Here is a 22,676-nt window from a genome sequence, read left to right as displayed (position 1 = left end):
ACGCTCCTTACGGGGTGTTCAGGCGGAGCGCCGCGAGGCCGGCACCGGAAGTGCTGGTCTCCCAGATCGCGCCAGCGATGAGGGTGTTGGAGGTCGGCGTCTTGCTCAGGACGCCGGTGGCCGGGGTGAAATAGACGGGATCACCGACAGCCACGGCTTCGGAGGCCGAGACCACGATGACGCCCTTCTTCATCACGGCGACATTGGCATACTGGGCATAGATGTCGGCCGGCTGGCCCGGATCCGCGACGGCGATGCCGACGAACTTCGCCGTGGCTTCGGAGTCGACGACCTGGTTGTCGAGCGTGCCCTGCACGCAGACCTTGCCGAAGCCGACACCCTCCGCATCTTCGGCAATGCGGGTGACGATATCGGCCGGTTCCTGGGTGAGGACCATGCCCTCGAACCAGCGGGCGTGAGTGGCGCTATAGGTGCTCTGGATCGTGGGCATGTTACGCCGCCTTTCCGTTGGGGTTCTGCCACGCACTGGTCAGCCCGTCGGCCATGGCCTGGTAGGCCTTGCCGCTGGCGTCCGTGGTGGGGGTGAGGCCGCTCTGCACCGCCGCGCGGAACGGATCGGCGGTGATGCCCTTCTTGGCGTCCTCGGCCAGGATGTCGAAGCGGGCATCGATATAGGCCTGCGTCTTGTCCTTGACCGCTTCGTCACCGAGCTTGGCGGTGACCACGGCCTTGCGGATGTCGGCGTCCGAGAGGCCGGCCGTCTTCACATCCTTGGCGATGGCGCCGGCGATGCCGACGAGGTTCGCACGATCGGCGACCAGCTTGTCGAGAGCGGCAGCGTCGAGCACCTGGCCATTCAGCTTTTCGATCTCGGCGTCCTTGGCGGCGATGGCCTTGTCCTTATCGGCCAGCGCGGCGGCATGGTCGGTCAGAACCTTGGTGGAGGCTGCGGTCGCGTCGTCGAGGCGCTTTTGCAGGGTGGCGATGACGATGGCGCCCTGATCGGTCACTTCGACCGGGATGCCATCGACAGTTACCGTCTTCAGGGTCATTGGAGGGTCCTTTTCAGGGGTTGCGTCGTCAATGGGCATGGCGCCCCACGCACCGTCACCGATGCGAGCCTTGGAACCGGCCCGGGCCCGATCAACGAGCGCCAGGTGGTTGATCTTGATGTCGGTCTGGATGGCGTCGTAGGCCTCGCCAGCGGGCGTAGTGCCGGGCGTCCAGTCGAGGGTGCACACGTAGCCAGCGGAGAGTTCCCGCTTGCCGCCCTCGACCGACTGAATCGCCGCCGCATCCTTGAGGATGAGCGGGAGCATGACCCACTCGCCGTCCCGTTTGGCGGCCGTGCTGACCTCGCCAACGGCAAGGTCTTTCCAGTTGTCGGCCGTCACCATGTCCTTGGGGTGATCGACCGTCACCGGGGCGTGCGTGAAGCTCTGAAGCGCCGCATCGGCGAAGACCTCGGACTCCGGCCGGTACACCCGAACGGTCGGGGCGCTCGGCTTGCCTACTTCGTCCCCGGCGTACAGTTGGATGCCAGTGCGGACACAGCGAGCTTCAGCTACAAGGTAGCCGTCAGCGGTCCGGCGCGGCTTACCCTCGACGGCGACAGTGTCGGTGAATTGCATTGGTGTTTGCTTCTCTTACAATTGACTTCGACACACCACACGAAGGACAGTGCGTCCATCATCCGGGGGTGCAAATGATCCGTACATTTTCAGTAATGAGCTTCGCAGTTGCCTTCGCACTTGGCTCAGGCGCGACGGCGCAGGACAGTGCCTCGTCGAGTGCTCTAATTGCCCCTGCAAGTGAGGGTGCATGGGCCAAGATGATCAGTGAACTTCCTGATCACGGATTCGTCCTTTACAACCAAGACGGCGTGCCCGTTAAGGCATTCGGGCCGAATACTCCTGTCTTTACAGAGAACGGGCTCGTCAAGATCCCAGGCATTGTCGTGCCGCAGGGCGGAGAGCTTAAGACCGAGGACGGACCCACCTACTTCCAAGCCCTTGAAACCGTAACGGCAGCCAAATATCCCCCGCCGGACTCCGACTACAGCCGGGGCATCAGACAGGTTGTAGACGCCATAGACAGTGGAGCGGCATATGTGCAGGCCAACCTTTGCAAGCACCCCGCGCGTCCGTCCAAAATTCAGGTGGAGCTGCTGGGCGGCTTTAGCTTCGGTGTCTACGGAAGCATAAAGAGCACGGTTGACTGGGACCTGGAGAAAGTGTGCGCCGACACTACGCCTCAGTAACGCCCTGCCTCCAGTCTTCCCTGACTTCGGCGAACAGCTCCGGCCCCAGCACGATCGGGCCTTGGTAGGGCTCGACCTTGCGACGCAGGCCAAAAGTGCTTATCTTCGGGGCTGGTTCGCGAGCGTTTAGGACGTAAGCTGAAGGACGCGAAAGCGGGCACGAAGCAGCGAACCGTTACCTCACAATCGGTATAGCGTGATCGCGTCCAACCTGCGTTGGCGTCGCCTCACCTCTGCCACGTACTCGTAGCGCACTCCGTCCACTGTGCCTCGATAGACGAGCCTGGGCACCCCATTGATCCCTCTGGTCTGACCGAGCCGCGGCAAGCCCGTCCTGACGATGTCAGGAAGGCGGCCGAAATCTGCCGGCGTTAGATTGGGGTGCTCCCTGCGCATGTGCGCAATGGCCTGGTTGCTGACTGCGTGACGGAAACCACGGACATCAACACCTGCGATCCCCGAGACTGCCGCCGCTCTGCGCACTGCCCCGAAAACCACATGCACGGCGACATTCTCGCCCGCGAGGCTGGCGACTTCCTTGATGCGGTGGCCGGTAGGGATCCATCGACCGTCACCGCCGCGCGGCTGGTTTGGGTCGAAACCCTTGCGAGGGGCACCGCCACCATGTCGGCGGCGTCGAGCATCAGCGAAAGGTGCCTTCCTCGCGGGAAGCACCTGCCTTTCCGCCCTGCCCTGTGGCGGCGTCTAGGTCGTCCTGGTCCTCTTCCTGCTCGGAGAGCTTTCCATATTCGTCGATCGCCGCCTCGAGGCCGGATAGAGAGCCGTCCTCGATGAACTCATTCACCAGGGCATCCGACAACGCCTCGATCGGCATCAGCGGCGGGCTGGTACCCGTTCCGGCAATCGCTCGGGCGCCATCCGCCTTGGTCTTGAAGACGTCGGCCTTTTCCTTCTCGGACATGCCCCACAGAGGCGCCCAGTTGTAGTGGATGTCCTTGTCGCGGCTGCCCAGCGCCGAGCGGATCAGGCACTCGTCGAGCACCTGCATCGCCGGCGTCATCTCCAGCTCCTGCATGGCGCTGAGACGGTCGTAGTAGTTCCTGAGGTCGCTCTCGCCCGTGGCGTTCATGCCCGCAGGTGACTGCCCGAGAAGTCGGGTAGCCGGAATGTCGGCGGCGCCGGCGACGATCTGCAGGAAGCGATCGAGCACGTCGGGCAACGTGGCGAAGCTCGCCGACTTGCTCTCGTATTCCTCCTCCTTATCGAGGAGCAGCGTGCCGTTGATGCCCTTGGCCAACGCAGCGAGCGTGGCGCGCTCAACGATCTTGTCCCGGTACCTCGCGTCGCCCAGGTTGGCCATGAAGTTCGGCACCCGGATGATATCGACCTTGGCCTCGAACACCAGGCTGGCGATGTTCGCCGCGGTGCCGTCGGACTGCTTGATCGCATCGAGGGTCGACTGCAGCACGCTGTCGCCCCACCCGCGGTGCACGTTCGGCAGATCCTCCTCGTCCTCGAGGTGGCCCTCGCCGGTGAAGAGCACCAGGCGGGACGGGTGGATCTGCGTCTGAACCCCGTTGCGCGACTTCAGCATGTAGGTCTTGGGCAGACCGTACCAGGGCGACTCCGTGTCGAGCTCGGTCTCGTCGCCGGCAGACAACTGGCGCCGGCTGAGCACGGTGAGGTACCGCAGACCCTGCTTGCCGACCTTCTCGGCGTTCAGCGGCTGGTCGACCGCAGCGTCGCCGGTGCCGATCATCACGGCGGCGCCGCCCCACAGCCGGGCCTTGATGCGGGCGCGGTAGATCTTCGCCTGCAGCCCGAGGCGTTTCTCCTCAGCTTCGATGGTCTCGATCTGGGTGGCCTCTGCCTGCCAGTCACGCCATGCCCGCACGCTGTCGAAGGCCGGGATGTTGACGATCTTCCGCGGCAGCCAGGCGGTCTTGTAGGCGGCGTAGATCTGGTCGTCCGCCAGCAGCGAGAGGACGTAAGTGGTGGAAGCTGATTTGTCCCGGTCGGTGCCCAGTCGGCTGACGAGATTGGTCAGGCTATCGCGAGCCCAGGTAACAATGTTGCCCATCTGCTCGCCCTGCAATAGCCTCCTCAAAGGGAGATAAATTCATGAAATCAGTCGTTGCCGCCGCGGCATTTTCGGTTGTTGCCGTGGGACACGCCTGCGCCGCGCCTTCGTTCATCCTCTGTCAGGCACCTGAGAAGAGCGACATCATCCTCGAGCTCGATTCGATGACGTTCGAGGACAAGATCCTCAGCTGCCTGTCAGGCGGGGGCTTTGTCGCCGACATGACGCCGTGCGCGCCGGACGGCGGCTATGGGTTGTCAGCCCCCACGGGTTCAGCCGCCTTGGTCAGAACGGTCGATCGCTGGCAGGACTACGGTGATCACCTTGGCGGCGTCGTCAGCTTCTCGAGTTCCCCGACAAACTATTGGTTCGAAGGAGGCTTCATGGGACCGGAGTCCTACGACTCCATGTGGACGTTCGACGTAAGTAGGCTCACCGGCAAGGGCGAGCTCTCGATCGTTCAGGAGGTCGAGGAAGGTGGCGAGGTCGGCACGTCTTTGGACATTTACGACTGCGCGCCCGTTACGCGAAAGTTCTGACCAACTCCCGTCAGACGTGCTCCAACGTATAGGTCGAGCCGAGAGCCAGCTCGTTCAGAGCATCAGCGAAGGCATCGACCTGGTCATCGAATTGCGCATTCGGGAACGAGCACACCTCATCGAGGAAGGTCTCGTTCCATGGTCCCCTCACCAGCTTGACGTTTCCGGCTTCAGCCTGAGCTGATGCCGGCTTCGCACGGGTAGCCTTGTCACCCGTCGGCCGTTCGGTCTTCACGTCGTACCCAGCGAGCAGTTTGACCTTGGTCGCAGCGTCGGACTTACCGGCGGCGCCCGGGTCTTCTGGCACGCGGATGCGGACCTCGAGGCCGTCCTGCGTCGCCGTATTCTTGAGGTTCTTCTCGACATCGCCGGGCGACCAGCGATCGCGCCTCACGTCGCGGACATAGAAGATCCCGTCGACGTACTTCATCCTCAGACCAACGGTCCAATCTGGCTGCCTGCCCGGCTCCGGCACCGAGGCCGCGAAGTCCCAGGCCCGGCACTCCTGCCCACCCGCTGGGACAGCGTCGACGATCTCGAAGTCGCCGCGTTGGAACATGCCACCGGAACGAGGCGCCGGCCGCTGCTGGTATTGCCCCGAGTAGGCGTAGGAGCCCTTGGCCTTCTTCAGGCGCTCGATCTCGGTTTCGGGGAACCGCTCCGGGAAGAGCAGCTCACCCTCGATCGTGCGCGGATCCTCGAAGAACAGTTCGCCGTCGACAAAGGTCTGGCACTTCCGATCCGGCTCGAACTCCATCGGCAGGTTCAGGTGCACGAACCCGATATCGAGCTGCATCGCCACCGCAGCGATGTCCTGCTCGTGCAGGCGCTGCATGATGATGACGATCGCCGACGTCGTGACGTCGTTAAGTCGGTCGGAGATACCCTCCCGGAAGATGCGGACCGCGGTATCGCGCTCGGTGTCGCTCTCTGCCGTCTCGGTCGAATGCGGATCGTCGATCTTCACCCGGTCGCCGCGGCCGCCGGTCATCGAGCTGAACGGGCGAGCCTCGCTGAACCCGTTGCCGGTGTTCTCAAACTTCCCCTTCGCGTTCTGATCGTCGCGCAGCTTCAGCGGCCAGAGCGCCTGGAACTTCTCGCTCTCGATCAGGCGCCGGAGCTTGACGTTGTCCCTGAGGACGTTGGGTTGGCTGTACGAGGTGGCCAGCACCTGAATGTCGGGGCGGCCTTGCGGCCCCCACTCCCACGCAGTCCAGAAGACAAGCAGCAGGGACTTCATCATGCCCGGGGGCACGGTGATCAGCAGGAACTGGATCAACCCCTCGGTGACTGCCGTCAGGTGCCGGCACATCGCCAGCAGGGCCCACCCGAACCTGAGTTCTCGCTTCGGCTCAAGGATGGGCCAGAACTCTTCGATGAAGCCCTCGAGCGTCTGACACCTAGCCCGGATACGCTCGGCATCATTTGCTATACGCTGACGTTCGGCCTCAGTCGCCCGCCTCGCCTTCTCCTGCCGGATCATCCTCAGCATTGTCGCCGGCGGCACCGGCAAGCGGACCGAAGAGAGCTTCGAGGCGGTCGAGGTCATCGGGACTCATGTTCGTCAGGTCGACTGTCTGGATGGGGCCGCCGTTCTTGCCCTGGTGGGTGGTGGTGGCGAGACGTGGATGAACATAAGGCGCCGCCGCTTTTGCCATGTCGTCTCGTCGAGACGCATCGGCCTGCTTGTCGCGCATGACCTCGAGCATGTAGTCGAGCGGTGTAATGCCAGAGATTTCGACTCGCTTTTGTCGAGCGATTGACGCTTTATTTGGAACACCGGGCTTTCGACCGGCCCCAACTCTACTTCCTCCGCGTCCCATGTCTTTGTACCAGCCTTATCAATTCTCGCCGACCTGGAGATGGCATAATGAAAACTCTCAGAGTGACCCTTGCGTGTTTCCTGACGACGTTCTTCGTCGGGTTGTTCTCAACTGGAGTGTCTGCACAAACCGATGCTGACGCTGTTGCGAAGGTGAAAGACAGCCTTGCTTCAGTATGCAGTGGTAACGAGGAAGCTTGCCGAGACGCATTCGGTGAGATGTTCGGCACCGAGCGCGGCAATGTAGGTGGTTTCACAAGCCTCGCCGGCTGCTATCCGAATCCATGTGCTCCCGGCTGCCCAATTGGCCCGCTGGCAAAGTGCATCCCGATCGATTCAATCCCGCCAGACATCATTCCTTGCCTCACCGACGGGACGAACTGTTTCCTGACAGCCGGCGATGAGGTGCTCCCGTGGCCATGGTTGTCGACCAGACAGGTACTTGCGGATCGACCGCGCATTCGGCCGTGGACGTCGACAAACGCCGAGTATCTCCTCGGATCGATATGCGACTCGGTCGCTCGAAACATCCCGGGGCCGGATATTCCGTGGCCATTCATTGGGGTGTTGGCGAATGCCCCGGGCGGATCAGAGGTTCCGTGGCCAAAGAACAACGTCTTTCTTTTGGATTACGGCACCATCTGCCAAGGTCCAACCCGATGATTCAGAGCCCGGCAGAACACGGCCGGGCTCTTTGATTGTTTTTCAGTGGGCGAAGGCTTCGTGACGGGGATTGGGGAGGACGGGCATGAGTGTCCACGCAGAGATCGAGCAAACGAACGGCGGTTTCTTACCAGCCGCGAAACTGCTTGGTCTTTCGCGCTGCCCTCACTGCGGCATCGCGAGCCCGAACATGAATCGTGTCTGGCAGGATGTGTGGAGAGAATATGCCCAAACCGGTTGGGCGGCCTATCGGTGCAACACCTGCGTTGGCGTCGTCGCTTGCCTGATCATCTGGAACGAGAATGGGTTCGAAGTTAAGTCGCTCTGGCCGTCGGAGAAAGTGGCCCACGTCGACATCCCCGATCCTGCCCGGACATTCTTAAGACAGGCGTTTGAAACCCTCCACGCACCGGACGCTGCCGCGGTAATGGCCGGCAGTGCTGTTGACGCCATGCTCAAGGCAAAGGGCTTGGAGAATGGATCGCTTTATGAGCGCATCGATCTTGCGCTTAAGCAGAACATCCTCACTGACGGGATGGCGAACTGGGCTCACTCTGTAAGACTAGGCTCCAATCGACCACGTCATGCCGACAAGGATAAGCCGCATGTCGCGCCGGATGAAGCCAAGCAATCTGTCGAGTTCGCTGAAGCCCTGGGGCAGTTCCTATTCGTGCTCACAGCTCGCATCGAGCGCGGGATCGCGGCCGCAGAGGCGGCAACCTGACACTCCGGAGGACGGGCATGGCCGACAGTGACCTCGATGAGTGGATGACTTACGGCGATCACCGGATCGCCTTTCACAAGCGCACGAAGCAGATGTACGTCAACGGCGAGCCCGTCGTGACAGAGAAGCGCTTCACTGCCTTCGAACGCGGCCTTGCGGTCGCGGGCTTGATCATCGCGGGCATCGGAGTGGCTGCGACCGTAGTACAAGCATGGGCGGCGATCAGCCCGCCACAGACCACAACCAATTTTCAGCGCTGCATGGACCAGCACCAGTTCATTCTTGGTGACGCGTTCAATGACAGGGCAAACCGGGCGAAGGCCCTTGATACCTGCCTACAGCACTCGGCTTGACCTGAGAGGACCGGCATGTCGGCATCTAAGGACGACTTCGTCGCCATAACTGGAGGCTTCAGCGCGTTCGAGACTGTGCCTCAGCGAGCCCAGCGCCTGACACGCATTGCCGAAATCCAACGACAGCTGAAGGCTGGTGAGATCAAGGGGATGGCGAACCTCGATCATGCGATGGCCGAACTCGCTGGGCTCCAGGATCGCCCGCCGTCCGAGTGGGATTACGATCCCCCCGACTGATGCAATTTAGTGCGGGCCGGCGTCCGCCCCATCGGCCGGCCCTCTCTCAGGGTGTAACTGGTAGCGGCGACCGGACTTGAACACCTTTGGCGGAAAGTTCGATTGTCTTTCCCAAAGACCTGACCTACGCTTCGCTTCATCGATACTTGGGGGGCGTAACTATGAAGCGATACGGAACTGTCAACGCGACGGGACCCTTCTTTTCGCTCACATCGTTAGTGGGTGGCGTAGCAGACTTTCATATAACGCGATTGATCGTTGTGGCGATCGATCAGGTGACTGACCTGAATAATCCAAGGAGCGGACGGATTGAGCTCCACAACATCAAATTACAGTTTCGGAAGGTCGACGACATCCATACGACGCTACTGGTGCATGGCGGTACCGTGGTTTGCGAGAGCAGCAACTGGGCTTGGTCCGGCGCCGACACGGTAACCTTCACGACGCGCGGCCCGCCACACAGCTCTCCAGTTCTCGGTCCCCCAATCGTGGTGCCGTGGGAGGCATGGGGCAAGGGCGGAAATGGCCGCCCTGTTCCGTCTGGAGCTGTGAAGGTTGGAGGTTTCGCAGCGGACGGCAAGACGCCCATACCTCACTTGTTCGGCGTTTCCGCTCGCATAGAAGATTTCTTCCAGCTTGGTGTGGAGAGGACTCGGTGCGGCTGGATCACCCTCGACGAGGGTAACGACCACTTCCCCTAAGCCCGTCGACATACAGCTTCCCACGGTATCGATTTGCCTCATCAAAATCGGGGGAAATGGCTCACGGTGTCAAAGGCGCGCAGGAGTCAGGTGGGATAAGCGCTCATCTGATTCGCAGCATGCGCCCGCAAAACCGAGAACAGGACTGCAACTTCTGCAAAAACATTCTCAATGGCTGTGGATATCCACCGTGAGACCCACAGCTTTTGGTCACACATCAACCTTTTGAAATCGCTGAGCTTCCGGCGTCCGAACGCACAGATTTCTATGCATGACCGGGACTTGCCGCTGCTTGTCTCTGGAAAATCGACCCGAGACGCGGCTACATTTTGATTCTCGGCTACGGCCGGGGCGTCGGAGAGCAGGGATTTCCTTGGCCGGAACCTGCTCCCCGTCGCTGTCTCCACCGCCAGAAGGCGGCAGCGAGTTAGGCTAAGGATGCCGACTCGCTGCGTCAAGCCGCTGGCTCTTCATAGGAGCCCATTGTGGCAAACACAGCGCAGATTTCCTGCATCAACAAGAACCCTCGCCTCGACCCGTACCACGCGATCACCCACGTCGGCGGCGTTGGCGGGGGCCAGCGATGGAAGCTGACCCTCGATGACGCGATCGGCAAGATCAAGCGTGGCGAGTGGCAGTTCTATGTGAAGCCGCCGAACGCCGACGCCGTTTGGGTCGAAGTTGCGGTGAGCAGGTATGGCAACGAGTACCTGAAGACCAAGACGGATGGCGAGGAGCCGAATAACCTGCTCTCCCTTCCTGAGTGTCCGCCCATCTGAGACGGACACCCACGTAACCGCCGGCACGTGCTCCTATGGGCGACGTGCCGGCGCCACGCCTTGCGCACCTCAGTGAGGGATTCATGGTCGATATTTCCGTTATTGCAGGCGCCGTGTCGTCACTCCGACTGGCGTCAGACATCGCGAGGGGTCTGATCGACATTCGCGACCACGCGATGATGCAGTCGAAGGTCATTGAACTGCAGCGGGTCATCGTCGATGCTTTGGGAAGCGCAGCCGGCGCTCAATCAGAGCAGCTCGCCCTGATCGATGAACTGCGTGTCCTGCAGAAGAAGCTGAGCGACTTGGAGCAGTGGGCAGCCGAGCGAGCGCGGTATCAGCTCGAAATGGTGCCCCCTGGTGTGGCTATGTACGGACTTCGGCAGGGTCAAGAGAACGGCGAGCCGGACCACAAGCTGTGCTCGAAGTGCTTCAACGACGGGCGCAAAACCATCCTGCACTCGCATCCTGCCTCAAATGCTGGTCAGACAATTTGGCACTGCCCGCGTTGCGGGACCGACCACTACACCGGACAACGAGCGTCGGTTTCAATCAACCGCTACCGGCCTTCCAACTGGTGATACGTCACCAGACCTCGACGCCGGCTCGACTCATCGATTGCGCGATGAGTCCCGCCGCCCTATCCCGGTGCCGCTTGAACGTCGCCAGCGCCCATCCCTTCCGGATACACAGATCGGTCGTCGCATCCCCACGCAGCTCGGCGAACACCCAGGCTTCCAGCTTTTCCCGCAGGTCTGCATCCGGGATCCCCACCAGCCAAGCGGGGTGCTCTGTCCCGTCCTCATCCCTCCATCCGCAGAGGACCATCTCCATCCGGGTGACGTTCATCCGGGTGCGGTAGGTCGGGCCCGTCGATGAGCGATCCCTGAGTGTGCCAGCGATCGTCTGCTCGACGAAGTCGGCCTGATCCATCTGGTAGGCCGGCCAAGCGGCGCGAACGGCAGCAGGCCCAACCCTGCCCCCGGTGCGCCGGAGCATGCGGAAGGCATCCACGAGGGCATCCTTGACCAGCTTGGGCGTCCAGAGCTCCTGGTCGCCCTTCGCATACTCGGGAATGTCCATCAGGATTACTCGGGCCTTGGCCTTCATGGGTCCACCACTGCGTCATAGATATCGTTGGGAATGCCGGCGTTCACGCACACGTCGCGGAGCCATTGCTCGAGCGGGATGCCGCGGGCCTGGGCGAGGCGGCCGAGCACCTTGCGCTCGTAGGCCGTGAGCCTCACCGGGACGTAAACGATGTTGCGGTCCTTGCCGATCTTCTCGAGTTCGGCCCGCTGCAGCTGGGTGCGGATGGTTTCCGCGGTCGTGCCGTCGGCGAGGAACCGGGCGATATCGGTGGACTGGTTCCCGCGGCCGGCGAGCCATCCGACCTTGATGGCCTTCAGGTTCGGCCAGCGGGGTTCGAAGACTGGGGCGCCCTTCTTCAAAACGGTACCCCCTCGACGAGCGCCTGGCGGACATCCGCCGGCAGTGGTGGTGGTGGAGCCTCGACCTTCTTCTCGCGCTTCGGGCGGTCTTCCTTCCCGGTGTGCCAGACGATCTTCAGGTCGTTGTCCCGACCGATGTACTCACCGGCCAGCAGCACCTTGCCGGCGTGGGTCATGACTCGCTCCAGCTCCTTGTTGCGTTTCTCGGGCTCGTTCTCGGGTGCCTGGAACACCCAGACCTTCCGAACCCGATCGACCCAGTGCTGGTACTTCACCACCACCTTCAGTGCGGACCCTGCCCTGATGCCTGCCGGCGCCGGCTCGCCATGGTCCTCAAGCGCATCCTTCAGCGCCTTGAGGATCAGGAACTGGTTCAGGCTGAGCTTGCCCTGCCGCGCCGCCTCCTCCTCGTCGCCATCCGGCCGATCGACCACGCATGTCGTGACGATCTTCCCGTCGGGTTCTGGATCGAGGACAACCTGGCGGAGCACGAAGCGCATGGGCCGGCCCTTCTCGCCGTCCTTGTTCTTGTCGAGGGTCACGGTCCGGATGATCCGCTGGTTGCGGTCCTTCATCTCGAGCTCGGTGACGTTGATGACGTTCGAGACGTCGCCCGTGAGCGAGGTGTGGCCGCGCATCTTGCCCTCGGCGGACTTGTGGATAGGGACGACGACCGCGCAATCGAGCGTCACCGAGATCCGCTCGAGGCGGGAGAGAACCTTGGTCATGTCCTGGCCGGCATTCTCGTTGGCGCCGGTGATCGCCTTGTTGAAGGTGTCGATCACCACCATCCGAACCGGTACGCCGTAGTATTCCGACCACGCCCTGCCCTCAGCGATGATGTCGTCGGTATCCTTGTCGTCGTTGAAGAGGTTGATCCGGCGGGTCAGCATCTGGAAGGGGATCTCGTCGGATGGAGAGATGCCTCGATCGAGCATCCAGCCATCGAGGCGCTTGGTGACGCCCTGCTTGCCCTCGCCGGCTTGGTAAAGCACCAGCCCGGGCTTCACCTTCATCCCCCAGAAGTCGAGATTGAGCGCGGTGCACATCGACATTTCGAGGATAAGGAAGGTCTTTCCCGATCCTGATGCCCCCGGCATCATCGCGACGCCCTGCCGATCGAGGAAACCGTCGATCAGGAAGTCGTGCTTCAGCGATGGGTGGTGGAGCTGGTGAAGACCTACCGCGCCCATCGCTGAGGTGGGTGGTCGTGGTCGCCAGTCTGGTAAGCGTCTAAGAATCTCGACCAGCTTTGAGGCGTCGCCGCCGAACTTCTCCACCCAATCGGTGATGTCGCCCTTGTGGTCGAACCCGGGCACGTGGTCGGCGAAGTTGAGCACCCGGACCCGCCGCGCAAGACCCTTCATCGACTTCGCCAGCTTGTCCGCCCGATCGCCGGCTTCGTCATTGTCCAGGGCGATGATGATGTCGGCATCCTTGAACCGAGACGAGTGAACCTTGGTCCAGTGCTTCGACCCGCTACTATTCGTGGTGCCGCACCATCCCAGCTTCTCGGCGGTCTTGGCGTCCTTCTCCCCCTCGGTGAGGATGATCTCCCTGCCCTCGGCTATCGCGATCTCGACCTGAGGATGATTGAAAATCGTGTGCTCGACCCCGGTGTCGAAGGTGCGCACCTCGGCACCAGGCCATTCGGCCTTCTTGTCGTGGTCGTAGGTGGTCCAGTCTTTCCCTGGGCCCGGGCGCATGAAGTCGCCGGCGGAGAGCGACCAGATCCAGGAGCCATCGCTAAGTCCTGATGGCCGCCGATGCAGAAATGACTTCCACGTCCCCTTCCCGTCCTTGGTCTTAGCGAAGGTCCCGTCGGGCATCTCAATCTGGAACCGGCAGACCTGGTAGAGGAGATTTCCATCGGCATCGGGATAGTCGTACGTCGCAACCATCTTGCGCCAGCCTTCGGCGGCGATGGGCTGCGGCTTCGCTTTTTCCTGCCGTGGCTGCTCCGGCGTGGTCGCTGGGCGGCTTTTGCCTCGGTCTGGCAGCGGAACCCCGCCAAGCTCGGCGACGACCTCCACGGCCTCCGGAAACGACGCGCCGGTCTGCTCCATCACAAACTTGAAGTGGTCGCCACTCACCCCGCAACCGAAGCAATGGTAGATGCCCTTTTCGTCGTCGGCATGGAATGACGGCGTGCTCTCTCCATGGAATGGGCAGCATGCCCACTGATCACCAGGTCGCGACTTCGCGCGGTCCCATACGACGTACTGGCCGACCACCTCGGTGATCCGCACGCGGGAGCGGATCTCGTCGATGAGAGCCTCGGAGAAGCGCTCAGTCATGCGGCACCGTCCAGTAGGCTCAACTGCTCCGGCCGACGCCCCTCGGCGAGAAGAGCCGCGGCGCAGGCAGGGTTGATCCACACCACCTCGGTGCGCGGTCGGGCGCCATCGGCCAGCGCCTCGCGCTCGAACCTGCTCCAGCCAACCAGGGCTTCATCGTACATCGCGTGCGGATAGCCCGAGAGCACTACCATGCCTTTGAGATCGAGAACCTGAGCCAACAGCTCGGTATGGTCGGCGTCAGTGAGCTCGTGGCTGTAGTGCTTGATGTCGTACCGATTGCCTCGAGATCTCGTGTCCCAAAGATAGGGAGGGTCCAGATAGAACAGGGTCTGCTTGTCGTCGTGCCGGCGAAGTAGCCGCGCCGCCTCCTGGCATTCGATGATCACACCCGAAATTCGCTCGGTAATGGCCGGCAAGGCACCGGGGAAGTTCGCCCAATCGTTGGCATGAGACCGGTTTGCGACGTCGGCTCGTACTCGAGCGCTGCCCCCATTGAACCCTGCGTTCACGCGATCGAGTTGGAGAATGCCCCGACTGCCGCCAGCCATATAGCTGCGCACCACAAGCCGCCTGGCGCGCTCTATCGGGTCGTCGATGCGTTGAAAGGCCAGTTCGAACTCCGACCGTGCGAAGGGCGTGAGTTCCAGGAGGCGCTGCAGCTCTCGAGCCGATGCTCGGTCCCGCAGCACGCGGAAGAGGTTGACCACCTCGCCGTCGAGATCGTTGTAGATTTCCGCATAGGCACGCGGCTTCCGCAGCATCACGCTCGCGGCGCCGCCGAAGGGCTCGACATAGATACGGTGGTTCGGAAAGAATCCGATGATCCACGGCGCCAGCAGCCACTTGCCGCCGTGCCAGCGAAGCACTGGTCGGGAGGGCGTCATGGCAGCCACTTGGTGCGACAATTGTCGAGCTGCCGGCGCCTTTGTTGACAGCGCACTTCGCCGCTGAGAACAATCCTACTCGCGTGAGTCATCTTGGGGGCGCAATGAAGGCGATCGCATGGACGGCGATAGCTGTTGTTTTTTGGTGTGCTGCGGCATTTCTCGTTATCGTTTTGCAGCAAGTTCGGTGGCCTGCAACTTGGAGCGACTACGCCGGCACGAAGCCATTCGTAGAAGTCCTTGCACTGACCCTGACCCCTTTCGGAGCGATCGGTGCCCTGATTGGCGTCGGTGCCACATGGCTCGCCAGTTCCAAGACCTTGCGACAGGCGATGAAGGGCGAACGGGCGACACGGTTTCAGAAGGGGACGGAGATGCTCTCCGCCGACATGGAACCCACGGTACTCGGCGGTGTAACTCTGATCGAGCAAGTCGCCATGGAAGATCTGGAGACGTACTCGATCCCCGCGCTCAAGGCGTTCAGCGCAGCCGTCTACGCAGCGGACAGGAAACTGAAGGGCGAGATGGCGTTCTTTTTCGAACCTGCTCGCCAACCGCCCTTTGCTGGGTCCTGGACACCGAGCGCAGTTGGCTCGGCGGAGGCGATCAGTGCCGCGTTGCGGGTGGCCCACGCGAGGTGGCCGGTGAACAGCGACCTCCTCGACGACCTTCGCCTCTATCTCGCGCATGCATATTTGGCCGACAAGACCTTTCCACACGAGCGCTTCGATCACGTGAAGCTTCAGCGGGCGATCATGAATGGGGTTAGGTTCACTGATTGCACGTTTGTCGGAGCCGATATTCATGCAGTTCTTGGACTGGACGTGACCTTCGAGCGCTGCAACTTTGCCGACGCCAGCCTCAAGCTGCTCGACTCGGCTTTGCAACCGGTGCAACCCACACAACGGGGCCGCCTTAGCATCATCGATCCCACAAGCATTGAGGGGGCGACTATCAACGGGATCTCGGCCGAGGAATGGCTTAAAGAGCACGACCCACTCCCGCAACCCGCACGAAGTCATTGATATCTCGCGCTTCCCCCACCGGCGGCACGTAGCTCACCTGTGGCGCTAGCGAGTCCCGCCCTTCGGCCCTCGCCGCATCAGCTTTCCGCCGCTCGAACTCCGCCATCACGGCCTTGTAGCCCTCGCGCACGAGCGGCCCGAGGCGGGTCCAGTCGCCCTGCAGCCCGACCAGGAGATTGCCGACCTGGTCGAACTCGTCGGCATCTAGTCGGACCCGCGCCGCGTAGGCGCGAACCTCCGGCGCTGCCGACGTGTCGAAGCTGGTCGCGGCTGTCCTGAGGGACTCGGCGTGGAGCCGGACCCTGATCTCGAGGCGGTAGATATCGTCTTGGGTAAGCACTGGAGCCGCCTAGATCTGGTGATACGCGCGCCGGTGGTGGATGGGGCAGTACGGGCTGCCCTCCTTGCTGTGCTCCCCGCAGAAGCCGAAGTCTGCCGTCAGCGGATCGCCGATCGGCCATTTGCAGGTGTGTTCGCTGAGCTGCAGGATCCCGAGCAGGTGAGTGACGTCGACTCCGTCCTCGACGAGGAGAGGCGTCGGCGGGAGCTCGTGGCGGACCGCGATGCGATGCATGATAGCGGCGGCCTGTGGCTGGCCGGCGTTGCCGTGGCGTTTCGGTGGCTTTGGCTTCGGCGCGCCGGACGGGTTCTGCCGCTTCGGCAGCTTCAGGCGATGGACCTTGGCGACAACCGCGTTGCGGGTAACGCCCTGCCCGATTTCCTTCGCGATTTCGGAGCCTGACGCGCCATCGTTCCACCGTCGCTTCAGCAGCTCGACGGCATCGTCCGGCCAGTCGAATGCGACACCCATGCCATGAGCGCTCATTTGCCGAACTCCCTCGATTTCTGGACCAGGTCGGCCATGCAGGCATCGCCCGGGCGACCGCGGAGGAACTCCCCGACGACCCGTACGGCCGTCTCGGCGATGGCCTCGTTCGTCTTGTGCTTGTTCGCTGCGCGCTGGCGAAGGCGGTCGTGATCGGCTCGGGACTGGAGGTCAGGCATTGGCTACCTCGTCGAACTTGGTCGCCTCGTTGCCCCACGAGTCCCAGCCCGGTCGGGACTGGCGGGAGAAGAGATCTGCTCGCCGCGCGTGCGGCATCATCCTCTCGGCCTCGAAGTAAGCTGCGTCGGGCTTGCGAGAATGCTCGCGCACCGGTCCCTCGACGACCGAACGGATGTTCTTCGCCGTCTCCGGGTTGCCGTTGGTGGCGAGGATGAAGGGCTCTGACGCGCTGCGCAGGCGATACCCGGTACCGAACGCGAGTTTGCCTGTGGAGGTGCGCTTTACCCACACGCCCGAGGTAACGAAGCGGAAGCCCCACTGCCGCGCGACCTCGATCTGCTGATCGATCATCGGGTGCGTGCCCCAGAGCCAGAGCGTGCAGTCGATGCCGGCGAGGTGACCGACCGGGAGCGCGATGATCTCGTCGATCGACATCGTCCCGTAGTGACGTTCCGGGCTCTTGTGGTTCTTGCCCGCGCCGGACCATGTCTCGAACCGCCACGGCGGGTCGGCCATAATGAAGTCGTAGGCGAAGAGCTGCAGGGGTCCGAAGGGCCAGGTCACGCCTTCACCTCCTGGGCTTCTTCGAATACCGTCCCCGAATATACGGGGGGCAGAATATGGACTGGGGATTTGAGGTCGGCCGCGTCTACAACAGGCGGCAGGACGTACACAGTCGCTTCAACGGCCAGCAGCAGGGCGGCATGATCACGCCCAAGGACCACGCGCTGATCATCTTGATCACCGGCGAGGAAGGCCAACAGCACGGGTACAACGACTATCAGGGCGCCGACGGCGCGTTTTACTACTTCGGCCATGGACAGGTGGGCGACATGCAGCTCACCAATCAGAACCGTCGATTGGCCGAGAGCCGTGTCGATGGAAAGGACGTGCTTCTGTTCAGGAAGACCCGCGAGGGCCTGCTGTTCCTCGGCGAGATGGTCTACGACAGTCACGACACCGTACGAGAGCGCGACCGCATAGGTGGCGAGCGGGACGCCATCGTCTTCAAGCTCTGGCCAGCAACCAGGGTGCTGCAAACGACGGTGGACGTGGAGGAAGTGGCCGCGCCTGCCCCTCCGATCGCCAGTCTGCTTCGTCTTCGGGAGCTCGCGTACCTGGCGGCAGGTCCCGTGGTCACCTCGAGGGCCACTCGGAACTTCTACGAGCGCAGCGCGGACGTACGCCGCTATGTCCTCGCTCGAGCGCACGGTACCTGCGAGGGCTGCAGTTCCCCTGCCCCGTTCACCAGGATCGACGGCTCGCCATACCTGGAACCGCACCATGTCCATCGGGTCAGCGATGGAGGGCCGGACTCGCCGGGCTTCGTGATCGCGCTTTGCCCGAACTGCCATCGCCGGGTTCACGCCGGTGCTGACGGCGCTCGCTATAATGCCGACCTCACGGCGAGCGTGGCGGCCATTGAAGCGCGCGCCGGCCGAGTGAGGATGCCTGCGTAGCAAAGGGGATGGCATCATTTCGCCTTCCCCAGCCGGGCTGCGACATCACCGTAGTGCTGCAGCATCTCCTGCTCGCTGCTGAACTCCCGCTTGGGCTCCGCCTGCTCCCGTGCAGTCTTCCGGACCGTGGCGAGTAGCGTGCTGACCGTGCCTTCCTTCTCGCCCATCTCCAGCGCGATCATTCGCGCCGTCCACGTCGGGTGCTGCTCGTGCATCAGCCGGACACGGTCGAGCTTCGTGATCGACGAGGCGGCCGGGCTGACCGCAGCGCTGGCCGAGAACTTAATGCCGAGCGACGATGCGTGCCCGCTGACCGAGCCCTTCGTCAGGCCGAGGTGCTCGGCAATCTGGGCAGCGGACCAATCGGGGTGATCCTCGTGGGTGATCCGCACTTGCTGCCGCTTGCTGAGGACCGGCGGTTCTTCCTCTGACGGGATGGTCTCCGGAGCGGCCGAAGCTGCGTCCTCACGGGTAGCAGCCTCCGACGTCAGCGCATCGGCAGGGTCACCATCAACCGCTCCGGTGTCCACCGATAAGGTTGGAATGGCTGGGGGGATGGACTCGCATCGGTCCTGCATCCCCCCGGAGCCTTCCGACGAAGGCTCCTGTTCCGCGTGCTTGGCCGGCTCGGTCCCGCTGCCATCAGGGAGCGTGGTCGGTGCCGCGGAGTCTCGTGGCTCCAGAAAGCTGGAGAGCACCCGCAACGCGGTGCTGATCTCGTCCCGCTCGTATTCGAGGAGCCGGATCGTCTCGTCGATCTCGGACAGGCGGGTGATGGCGCGATCCGCGAGGCCCGTCATAGCGCCCACCCGTTCGCGATGATCTTCTGCATCCGCCAGGCGCAGGTGCCCGAGATCTTGAAGCGATAGTCGTTCCGCCCCTCGAACCGCTGGCTGTCTACCTTCACGCTGAACGGCTTCAGGTCCGACCGGAGCTGGTCGATGGCCTTCGCCGAGCTGTAGTGGCTGCCCTCGGAGAAATAGTCCTCGAGCTCGTCGGTAGTGACGCCATCAGGCCGGAGCAGCATGGCCACTACCTCGCGCTTCCACCGGATCGGGATGAGCCCGTCAGGGAAGTCCAGAACCTCTCTGCTCTGCTCGGTTCCCTGGAAGGCCGGTACGCGGCCAACAGCGCCTTCTCGAGCGCGCTCGATGAGGCTGGTGACGCTCCTGGTCCCCATCAGGCGGGCCAGGCGCTTCTCGGCGCCGCCGGCCTCGAGAAAGATCAGGCTGCCGAGCAGGCTGTCGGGATCCTTGGCGCCGGCGCGGGCTTCGATTGCGTGAGCGAGCGACATCAGAAGGCCCTTTCCGATTCCGGGACGAGCTGAATGACGTTGGATTTCCGTGCGCCGAGCGGCGTCATGCCGGCGGCGAACTCGGGGCAGAGATCGGCGACAGCCTTCGCCCAGACGCACATCGCGTCGGCGCGGTCGGGCTGCATCGCGTCCTCGTCGAGCCAGCCAAGATCCAGGCAGCGGCGCTGGACCTTCTTCTTGGCCTCCTTGCCCGGCAGGTTGCCGTGTCCGATGAAGAACTTCCGGGCGCTCTGGACGTGGATCAGCTTGGCGGTGACGGGCAGCTTGATCTCGACGACCGTGCGCAGCACCGCCTGCAGCCCGATCAGCCGGCCCAAGGTATGGGCGTTCGACCCGCCTTCGGGGCTGGCGCTGTTGATAGGCGCCTCGATGGCCACCACGGTCGGCTGAAGCACGTTCAGCTGCTCGGTGAGCCAGATGAGCGCCCTCTTCCAGACCTCGGCGTCATCGACGCCCTCCCGGCCGAAGCGGATGTGTCCGGAGGTCGACGGGCGAGCGCCGGCCTCAACGGGACCACAGGCCCATCCCGTTGTGGTGGCGACATCGAGGGCAAGGAGGGTTCTGGGCATCAGTGCACCAGCTCTTCGAGGACGCGGGCGCCCTCTTCCTGCTCCGCCTTCTGGTGCTCGGCGGCCTTGGTGGCAGCCTCGCCGGCGGCTGCTTGCGCAGCGGTCTGGCCCTTCTCGGGCTTCAGGAACGAGAACTGGCCGATAGCGTCGAGGAAGAGCTCGACCTGGTCCTCGGGGACGGCGTCGGCGAGTGCCTTGATCTGCCGCTCGAGTGCGCGGGTCTTCAGCGTGGTGCTGAGGATCTTCGTCGGGATGCCGAGGTTCTTGCCGGTCTTCTTGGCGTCCTCGATCTTCTTGGCGAGCGCCGAGCATCTGCCCGCCGCCTCGGCGCGGATGGTGACCTTCTGCGCCTCCAGGTCCTCGATCTCGTCGAGGATTTGCTGGAAGTCGGAATCCTCGTAGGTGTTCTTCTTCTGTTCGGGTGGTCGCTGCTTCTTGGCCATGTCGGGCTCCTATGAAGCCCCGCGCACCACGCGCGGGGTGCGGTCGTTAGAATGGGAGGTCGTCGACGATCATCGTCAGGACGAGCGGCTTCTTCGGCTCGACGCCGCGGCGCCCGGCCATTGCCTTGAGGACGAAGAAGTCCTGATCCGGGTGAAGGGAAGCCAGGCGTTCCGCCTCGGTGTCAGCTGATAGCCTCGTCCAGTGCTTTACCGTCGGGGTGCGACCCTCAGGGTTCCAGACAACCCAGAACTTGCTCCGGGTTCGCACGGTCTCGTCAGTGCTCATCACCGCCCCCACCCGTTCCGCTGGTCGAAGTCGGCGTTGAACTCGGAGGTGCCGTCACTGCCCACGGCGCGACCCGATGTGCCAGCCCGTGCAAGCGCACGCTCCAGACCAGCAAGGTTGAAGCCGTCCAGTTCCTCGCCCGCCTCTTGAAGATGCTCGACGGTGGAGCGGAGCCAGGTGACATGACGATCGGCCTGGGCACGGAGGTCTGCCTCTCGCTGCTGTTCGAGGATCCGCCGCGCATGGTCTTTCTCCCAGCCATCTACGCGGCGGGCCTTACCGCGCAGGAATTCATTGATCCGGTTCCACCCGAACAGCTGGCGGCCGAAGAGGCGCTGCAGCTCGTTCGTGCGGTCCTTGAGGTTCGGAGGCAGACGCAGGAGATCGGCGATCTCCGTGCAAAAGCCCTGCATTTGGATGACGTCCTCAGCGGGGGACATAGAGCCCTCCACTCTCACGGGGAAGCTCTCCCCTTCCGTTTGGGACACGTCCCTCTCCTTCCGATGCATGGTGGGGCATCGAAAGGAGCAGCCCATGAAGAGGCCCACGCAGCGAACGACCGACGGATGCCTGGACGCTTTGGCGGTCGTTCGCGCGAACTCTGGTTGGGGTGACTTTCATCAGGTTTCACTCGGCAAAGACGATCCCGTCCTGCCGAACGGCAGGCTCGGAGATTGACGATGGGGAACTCGAAACGACGGGCCGCTAGGGTCCGACGCGTGAAGATGGGAGACGGCGCCCGGCCACCACCACGATTGACGACGACGGCGTCATGCGGCGCTCGCCTGTTCAGAAGTGGTCTCGGCCATCAACTGCGCGAGAAGACGCGCTACCGGTCCGGCCATGTTGGCGCCACGCTCGATGCGCGACACGGTGGCCTGATCAACCCCAAGGCGTTCAGCCAGATCGGTCTGGCTCCAGCCGCGGGCTTTCCGAAAGCTCTTGATCTCGTCGGTGCTGCTCATACCGACAATCTATGCTCTCTGCATAATTCTCTGTCAATGCCTCACGCATAGAATTTTTATGCAGACTGCATTCCATGGCGACGAACAAAGATATCGGCGGACGGATCAAGGCTGCGAGGATCGCGGCGGGCTATCGTCGAGCCGCAGAGGCGGCCGAAGCTCTTGGGGTGGCCTATCCCACCTATGCCGGCCACGAGAATGGCAGCCGAGACCCGAAGGGGAACATCGAGCTCTATGCTCGTCGCTATGGCGTCTCCACCGATTGGCTGCTTACCGCACGCGGCGCGGGCCCCAAGGCTGCCGACGGCAGTCGTCCGCTGTCTCCTCCAGGAAAAGTTCGGCTCGCGGGCCGCGTCGGAGCGGGCCAGGTCATTACGCCGTTCGACGACGAACCCTTCGAATGGGTTGAAGAGCCGGCCGACGCAGCTCCGGGTACTGTGGCGGTCGAAGTCGTCGGAGATTCGGGGTTCCCCGCCTTCGATGAAGGCAGCCTGCTGTATTACTCGAAGCTGCTGCCTCCCTCCGAAATGGTGAACAAGAAGGCCGTGCTGAGGACCGCAGTCGGGGACATGTACGTCAAGATCCTTCGGAAGGGATCTTCGGACGATCTGTGGACGCTTCAGAGCATCAACAGCCTGTACCCTGATCTCGTCGACCAGGTCGTCGAGTGGGCGGCGCCGATCGACTGGATCAAGCCGCGCTGAGCGTCGCGCGCGCACACCGAGACCTCAAAATCCATCTAGTCAGAAGCTGGGGGGTGGGGCGACAGCCCCACACTTCGGCGCACCCTGCCGGTGAGCCCGGCGCTCGCCGCTGACGCGTCGACGCCTCTCTCTCGATCACCCCATTATCCGCATGCATACGCGCGAGGCTGATTGCCCGTCAACAAAAA

General features: G+C 62.9%; 32 protein-coding genes. 12 read left to right on the top strand and 20 right to left on the bottom strand.

The genetic code is table 11. The annotated features are described in order from the left end of the window. Nucleotides 1–7: 7 nt before the first annotated feature. A complete protein-coding gene (locus AC1ROK_RS23465) occupies nucleotides 8–451 on the bottom strand; it encodes a DUF2190 family protein (protein ID WP_492851452.1) in 444 nt (147 codons plus the stop codon). Nucleotide 452: 1 nt separating this feature from the next. Further along, nucleotides 453–1,592, bottom strand: coding sequence for a DUF2213 domain-containing protein (locus tag AC1ROK_RS23460; protein ID WP_492851450.1), 1,140 nt, complete (start codon nucleotides 1,590–1,592; stop codon nucleotides 453–455). 74 nt (nucleotides 1,593–1,666) lie between these two features. Between AC1ROK_RS23460 and AC1ROK_RS23455 the strand changes: the two genes are divergently transcribed. After that, complete coding sequence (locus AC1ROK_RS23455) at nucleotides 1,667–2,221, top strand: hypothetical protein (protein ID WP_492851448.1); 555 nt, start codon at nucleotides 1,667–1,669, stop codon at nucleotides 2,219–2,221. 643 nt (nucleotides 2,222–2,864) lie between these two features. Here the strand turns inward: AC1ROK_RS23455 and AC1ROK_RS23450 are convergent. Continuing rightward, entirely contained in the window at nucleotides 2,865–4,262 is a 1,398-nt protein-coding gene (locus AC1ROK_RS23450; protein WP_492851446.1) for a DUF1073 domain-containing protein, read from the bottom strand. A 41-nt stretch (nucleotides 4,263–4,303) separates the two neighbouring features. On the opposite strand from AC1ROK_RS23450, the gene AC1ROK_RS23445 reads away from it, so the two are divergent. Beyond that, nucleotides 4,304–4,801, top strand: coding sequence for a hypothetical protein (locus tag AC1ROK_RS23445; RefSeq protein ID WP_492851444.1), 498 nt, complete (start codon nucleotides 4,304–4,306; stop codon nucleotides 4,799–4,801). A gap of 10 nt (nucleotides 4,802–4,811) precedes the next feature. On the opposite strand, the gene terL is transcribed toward AC1ROK_RS23445, so the two are convergent. Both terL and AC1ROK_RS23435 read right to left on the bottom strand, forming a co-directional pair. Beyond that, nucleotides 4,812–6,350, bottom strand: coding sequence for a phage terminase large subunit (terL, locus tag AC1ROK_RS23440; RefSeq protein WP_492851442.1), 1,539 nt, complete (start codon nucleotides 6,348–6,350; stop codon nucleotides 4,812–4,814). Then, the gene (locus tag AC1ROK_RS23435) at nucleotides 6,250–6,498 is read right to left on the bottom strand and encodes a hypothetical protein (protein ID WP_492851440.1); all 249 of its coding nucleotides are present in this window, start codon (nucleotides 6,496–6,498) and stop codon (nucleotides 6,250–6,252) included. Before AC1ROK_RS23435 ends, terL begins: the two co-directional genes overlap by 101 nt. Before the next feature lie 173 nt (nucleotides 6,499–6,671). On the opposite strand from AC1ROK_RS23435, the gene AC1ROK_RS23430 reads away from it, so the two are divergent. The 7 genes from AC1ROK_RS23430 (at nucleotide 6,672) to AC1ROK_RS23400 (ending at nucleotide 10,661) form a co-directional block, all read left to right on the top strand. Next, complete coding sequence (locus AC1ROK_RS23430; RefSeq protein ID WP_492851438.1) at nucleotides 6,672–7,286, top strand: hypothetical protein; 615 nt, start codon at nucleotides 6,672–6,674, stop codon at nucleotides 7,284–7,286. A gap of 85 nt (nucleotides 7,287–7,371) precedes the next feature. After that, nucleotides 7,372–8,010: a DUF4145 domain-containing protein gene (locus tag AC1ROK_RS23425; RefSeq protein ID WP_492851436.1), complete on the top strand. Its 639-nt coding sequence runs from the start codon at nucleotides 7,372–7,374 to the stop codon at nucleotides 8,008–8,010. A gap of 17 nt (nucleotides 8,011–8,027) precedes the next feature. Continuing rightward, nucleotides 8,028–8,363 (top strand): hypothetical protein, encoded by a 336-nt coding sequence (locus AC1ROK_RS23420; protein ID WP_492851434.1) that lies wholly within the window; start codon nucleotides 8,028–8,030, stop codon nucleotides 8,361–8,363. 15 nt (nucleotides 8,364–8,378) lie between these two features. After that, a complete protein-coding gene (locus tag AC1ROK_RS23415; protein WP_492851432.1) occupies nucleotides 8,379–8,600 on the top strand; it encodes a hypothetical protein in 222 nt (73 codons plus the stop codon). Nucleotides 8,601–8,761: 161 nt separating this feature from the next. Beyond that, nucleotides 8,762–9,301: a hypothetical protein gene (locus tag AC1ROK_RS23410; RefSeq protein ID WP_492851430.1), complete on the top strand. Its 540-nt coding sequence runs from the start codon at nucleotides 8,762–8,764 to the stop codon at nucleotides 9,299–9,301. Between the two features lie 485 nt (nucleotides 9,302–9,786). Then, on the top strand, nucleotides 9,787–10,080 hold the full coding sequence (locus AC1ROK_RS23405; RefSeq protein ID WP_492851428.1) for a DUF3892 domain-containing protein: 294 nt from the start codon (nucleotides 9,787–9,789) through the stop codon (nucleotides 10,078–10,080). A gap of 83 nt (nucleotides 10,081–10,163) precedes the next feature. Further along, the gene (locus AC1ROK_RS23400) at nucleotides 10,164–10,661 is read left to right on the top strand and encodes a hypothetical protein (RefSeq protein ID WP_492851426.1); all 498 of its coding nucleotides are present in this window, start codon (nucleotides 10,164–10,166) and stop codon (nucleotides 10,659–10,661) included. 4 nt (nucleotides 10,662–10,665) lie between these two features. Here the strand turns inward: AC1ROK_RS23400 and AC1ROK_RS23395 are convergent, their stop codons facing one another. From AC1ROK_RS23395 to AC1ROK_RS23380, 4 genes are read right to left on the bottom strand one after another with little or no spacing between them, the layout of a single operon-like run. After that, nucleotides 10,666–11,190: a hypothetical protein gene (locus AC1ROK_RS23395; RefSeq protein ID WP_492851424.1), complete on the bottom strand. Its 525-nt coding sequence runs from the start codon at nucleotides 11,188–11,190 to the stop codon at nucleotides 10,666–10,668. After that, nucleotides 11,187–11,531 (bottom strand): hypothetical protein, encoded by a 345-nt coding sequence (locus AC1ROK_RS23390; RefSeq protein ID WP_492851422.1) that lies wholly within the window; start codon nucleotides 11,529–11,531, stop codon nucleotides 11,187–11,189. Before AC1ROK_RS23390 ends, AC1ROK_RS23395 begins: the two co-directional genes overlap by 4 nt. Beyond that, on the bottom strand, nucleotides 11,528–13,828 hold the full coding sequence (locus AC1ROK_RS23385) for an AAA family ATPase (RefSeq protein ID WP_492851420.1): 2,301 nt from the start codon (nucleotides 13,826–13,828) through the stop codon (nucleotides 11,528–11,530). Before AC1ROK_RS23385 ends, AC1ROK_RS23390 begins: the two co-directional genes overlap by 4 nt. Then, nucleotides 13,825–14,715 (bottom strand): DNA adenine methylase, encoded by an 891-nt coding sequence (locus AC1ROK_RS23380; protein ID WP_492851418.1) that lies wholly within the window; start codon nucleotides 14,713–14,715, stop codon nucleotides 13,825–13,827. Before AC1ROK_RS23380 ends, AC1ROK_RS23385 begins: the two co-directional genes overlap by 4 nt. A gap of 104 nt (nucleotides 14,716–14,819) precedes the next feature. Here AC1ROK_RS23380 and AC1ROK_RS23375 point away from each other — a divergent pair, with 104 nt between their 5' ends. Next, on the top strand, nucleotides 14,820–15,740 hold the full coding sequence (locus AC1ROK_RS23375) for a pentapeptide repeat-containing protein (protein WP_492851416.1): 921 nt from the start codon (nucleotides 14,820–14,822) through the stop codon (nucleotides 15,738–15,740). On the opposite strand, the gene AC1ROK_RS23370 is transcribed toward AC1ROK_RS23375, so the two are convergent. The 4 genes from AC1ROK_RS23370 to AC1ROK_RS23355 are packed head-to-tail and all read right to left on the bottom strand — an operon-like array spanning nucleotide 15,697 to nucleotide 17,310. After that, nucleotides 15,697–16,080, bottom strand: a complete 384-nt coding sequence (locus tag AC1ROK_RS23370) for a hypothetical protein (protein WP_492851414.1) — start codon at nucleotides 16,078–16,080, stop codon at nucleotides 15,697–15,699. The two genes, AC1ROK_RS23375 and AC1ROK_RS23370, sit on opposite strands and share 44 nt — an antisense overlap. Nucleotides 16,081–16,089: 9 nt before the next feature. Then, nucleotides 16,090–16,566, bottom strand: a complete 477-nt coding sequence (locus AC1ROK_RS23365; RefSeq protein WP_492851412.1) for a GcrA family cell cycle regulator — start codon at nucleotides 16,564–16,566, stop codon at nucleotides 16,090–16,092. Continuing rightward, a complete protein-coding gene (locus tag AC1ROK_RS23360; protein ID WP_492851410.1) occupies nucleotides 16,563–16,745 on the bottom strand; it encodes a hypothetical protein in 183 nt (60 codons plus the stop codon). The genes AC1ROK_RS23365 and AC1ROK_RS23360 overlap by 4 nt, the downstream gene beginning before the upstream one ends. Further along, a complete protein-coding gene (locus tag AC1ROK_RS23355) occupies nucleotides 16,738–17,310 on the bottom strand; it encodes an MT-A70 family methyltransferase (protein ID WP_492851408.1) in 573 nt (190 codons plus the stop codon). Before AC1ROK_RS23355 ends, AC1ROK_RS23360 begins: the two co-directional genes overlap by 8 nt. A gap of 56 nt (nucleotides 17,311–17,366) precedes the next feature. Here AC1ROK_RS23355 and AC1ROK_RS23350 point away from each other — a divergent pair, with 56 nt between their 5' ends. Next, nucleotides 17,367–18,206 (top strand): HNH endonuclease, encoded by an 840-nt coding sequence (locus tag AC1ROK_RS23350; RefSeq protein WP_492851406.1) that lies wholly within the window; start codon nucleotides 17,367–17,369, stop codon nucleotides 18,204–18,206. Between the two features lie 14 nt (nucleotides 18,207–18,220). Here AC1ROK_RS23350 and AC1ROK_RS23345 read toward each other — a convergent pair whose 3' ends face one another. The 7 genes from AC1ROK_RS23345 to AC1ROK_RS23315 all read right to left on the bottom strand — a co-directional run bounded on the left by AC1ROK_RS23345 (nucleotide 18,221) and on the right by AC1ROK_RS23315 (nucleotide 21,784). Next, complete coding sequence (locus tag AC1ROK_RS23345) at nucleotides 18,221–19,006, bottom strand: hypothetical protein (protein ID WP_492851404.1); 786 nt, start codon at nucleotides 19,004–19,006, stop codon at nucleotides 18,221–18,223. Further along, nucleotides 19,003–19,500: a hypothetical protein gene (locus AC1ROK_RS23340; protein ID WP_492851402.1), complete on the bottom strand. Its 498-nt coding sequence runs from the start codon at nucleotides 19,498–19,500 to the stop codon at nucleotides 19,003–19,005. Before AC1ROK_RS23340 ends, AC1ROK_RS23345 begins: the two co-directional genes overlap by 4 nt. After that, on the bottom strand, nucleotides 19,500–20,090 hold the full coding sequence (locus tag AC1ROK_RS23335) for a hypothetical protein (RefSeq protein ID WP_492851400.1): 591 nt from the start codon (nucleotides 20,088–20,090) through the stop codon (nucleotides 19,500–19,502). The genes AC1ROK_RS23340 and AC1ROK_RS23335 overlap by 1 nt, the downstream gene beginning before the upstream one ends. Further along, complete coding sequence (locus tag AC1ROK_RS23330; RefSeq protein WP_492851398.1) at nucleotides 20,090–20,533, bottom strand: hypothetical protein; 444 nt, start codon at nucleotides 20,531–20,533, stop codon at nucleotides 20,090–20,092. Before AC1ROK_RS23330 ends, AC1ROK_RS23335 begins: the two co-directional genes overlap by 1 nt. A gap of 46 nt (nucleotides 20,534–20,579) precedes the next feature. After that, nucleotides 20,580–20,819, bottom strand: a complete 240-nt coding sequence (locus AC1ROK_RS23325) for a hypothetical protein (RefSeq protein ID WP_492851396.1) — start codon at nucleotides 20,817–20,819, stop codon at nucleotides 20,580–20,582. Beyond that, nucleotides 20,819–21,259: a hypothetical protein gene (locus AC1ROK_RS23320; RefSeq protein ID WP_492851394.1), complete on the bottom strand. Its 441-nt coding sequence runs from the start codon at nucleotides 21,257–21,259 to the stop codon at nucleotides 20,819–20,821. The genes AC1ROK_RS23325 and AC1ROK_RS23320 overlap by 1 nt, the downstream gene beginning before the upstream one ends. A gap of 330 nt (nucleotides 21,260–21,589) precedes the next feature. After that, nucleotides 21,590–21,784 carry a helix-turn-helix domain-containing protein gene (locus AC1ROK_RS23315; protein WP_055881799.1) on the bottom strand — a complete coding sequence of 65 codons (195 nt, stop codon included), beginning with the start codon at nucleotides 21,782–21,784 and terminating at the stop codon, nucleotides 21,590–21,592. Nucleotides 21,785–21,858: 74 nt separating this feature from the next. Between AC1ROK_RS23315 and AC1ROK_RS23310 the strand changes: the two genes are divergently transcribed. Next, the gene (locus tag AC1ROK_RS23310) at nucleotides 21,859–22,488 is read left to right on the top strand and encodes an XRE family transcriptional regulator (RefSeq protein ID WP_492851392.1); all 630 of its coding nucleotides are present in this window, start codon (nucleotides 21,859–21,861) and stop codon (nucleotides 22,486–22,488) included. Nucleotides 22,489–22,676 lie beyond the last annotated feature (188 nt).

The sequence above is a fragment of the Devosia sp. GW821-FHT12F11 genome (assembly GCF_058806655.1).
The sequence above is the reverse complement of the archived record's forward strand: the minus strand, read 5'-3'. Positions and strand labels throughout refer to the sequence as shown.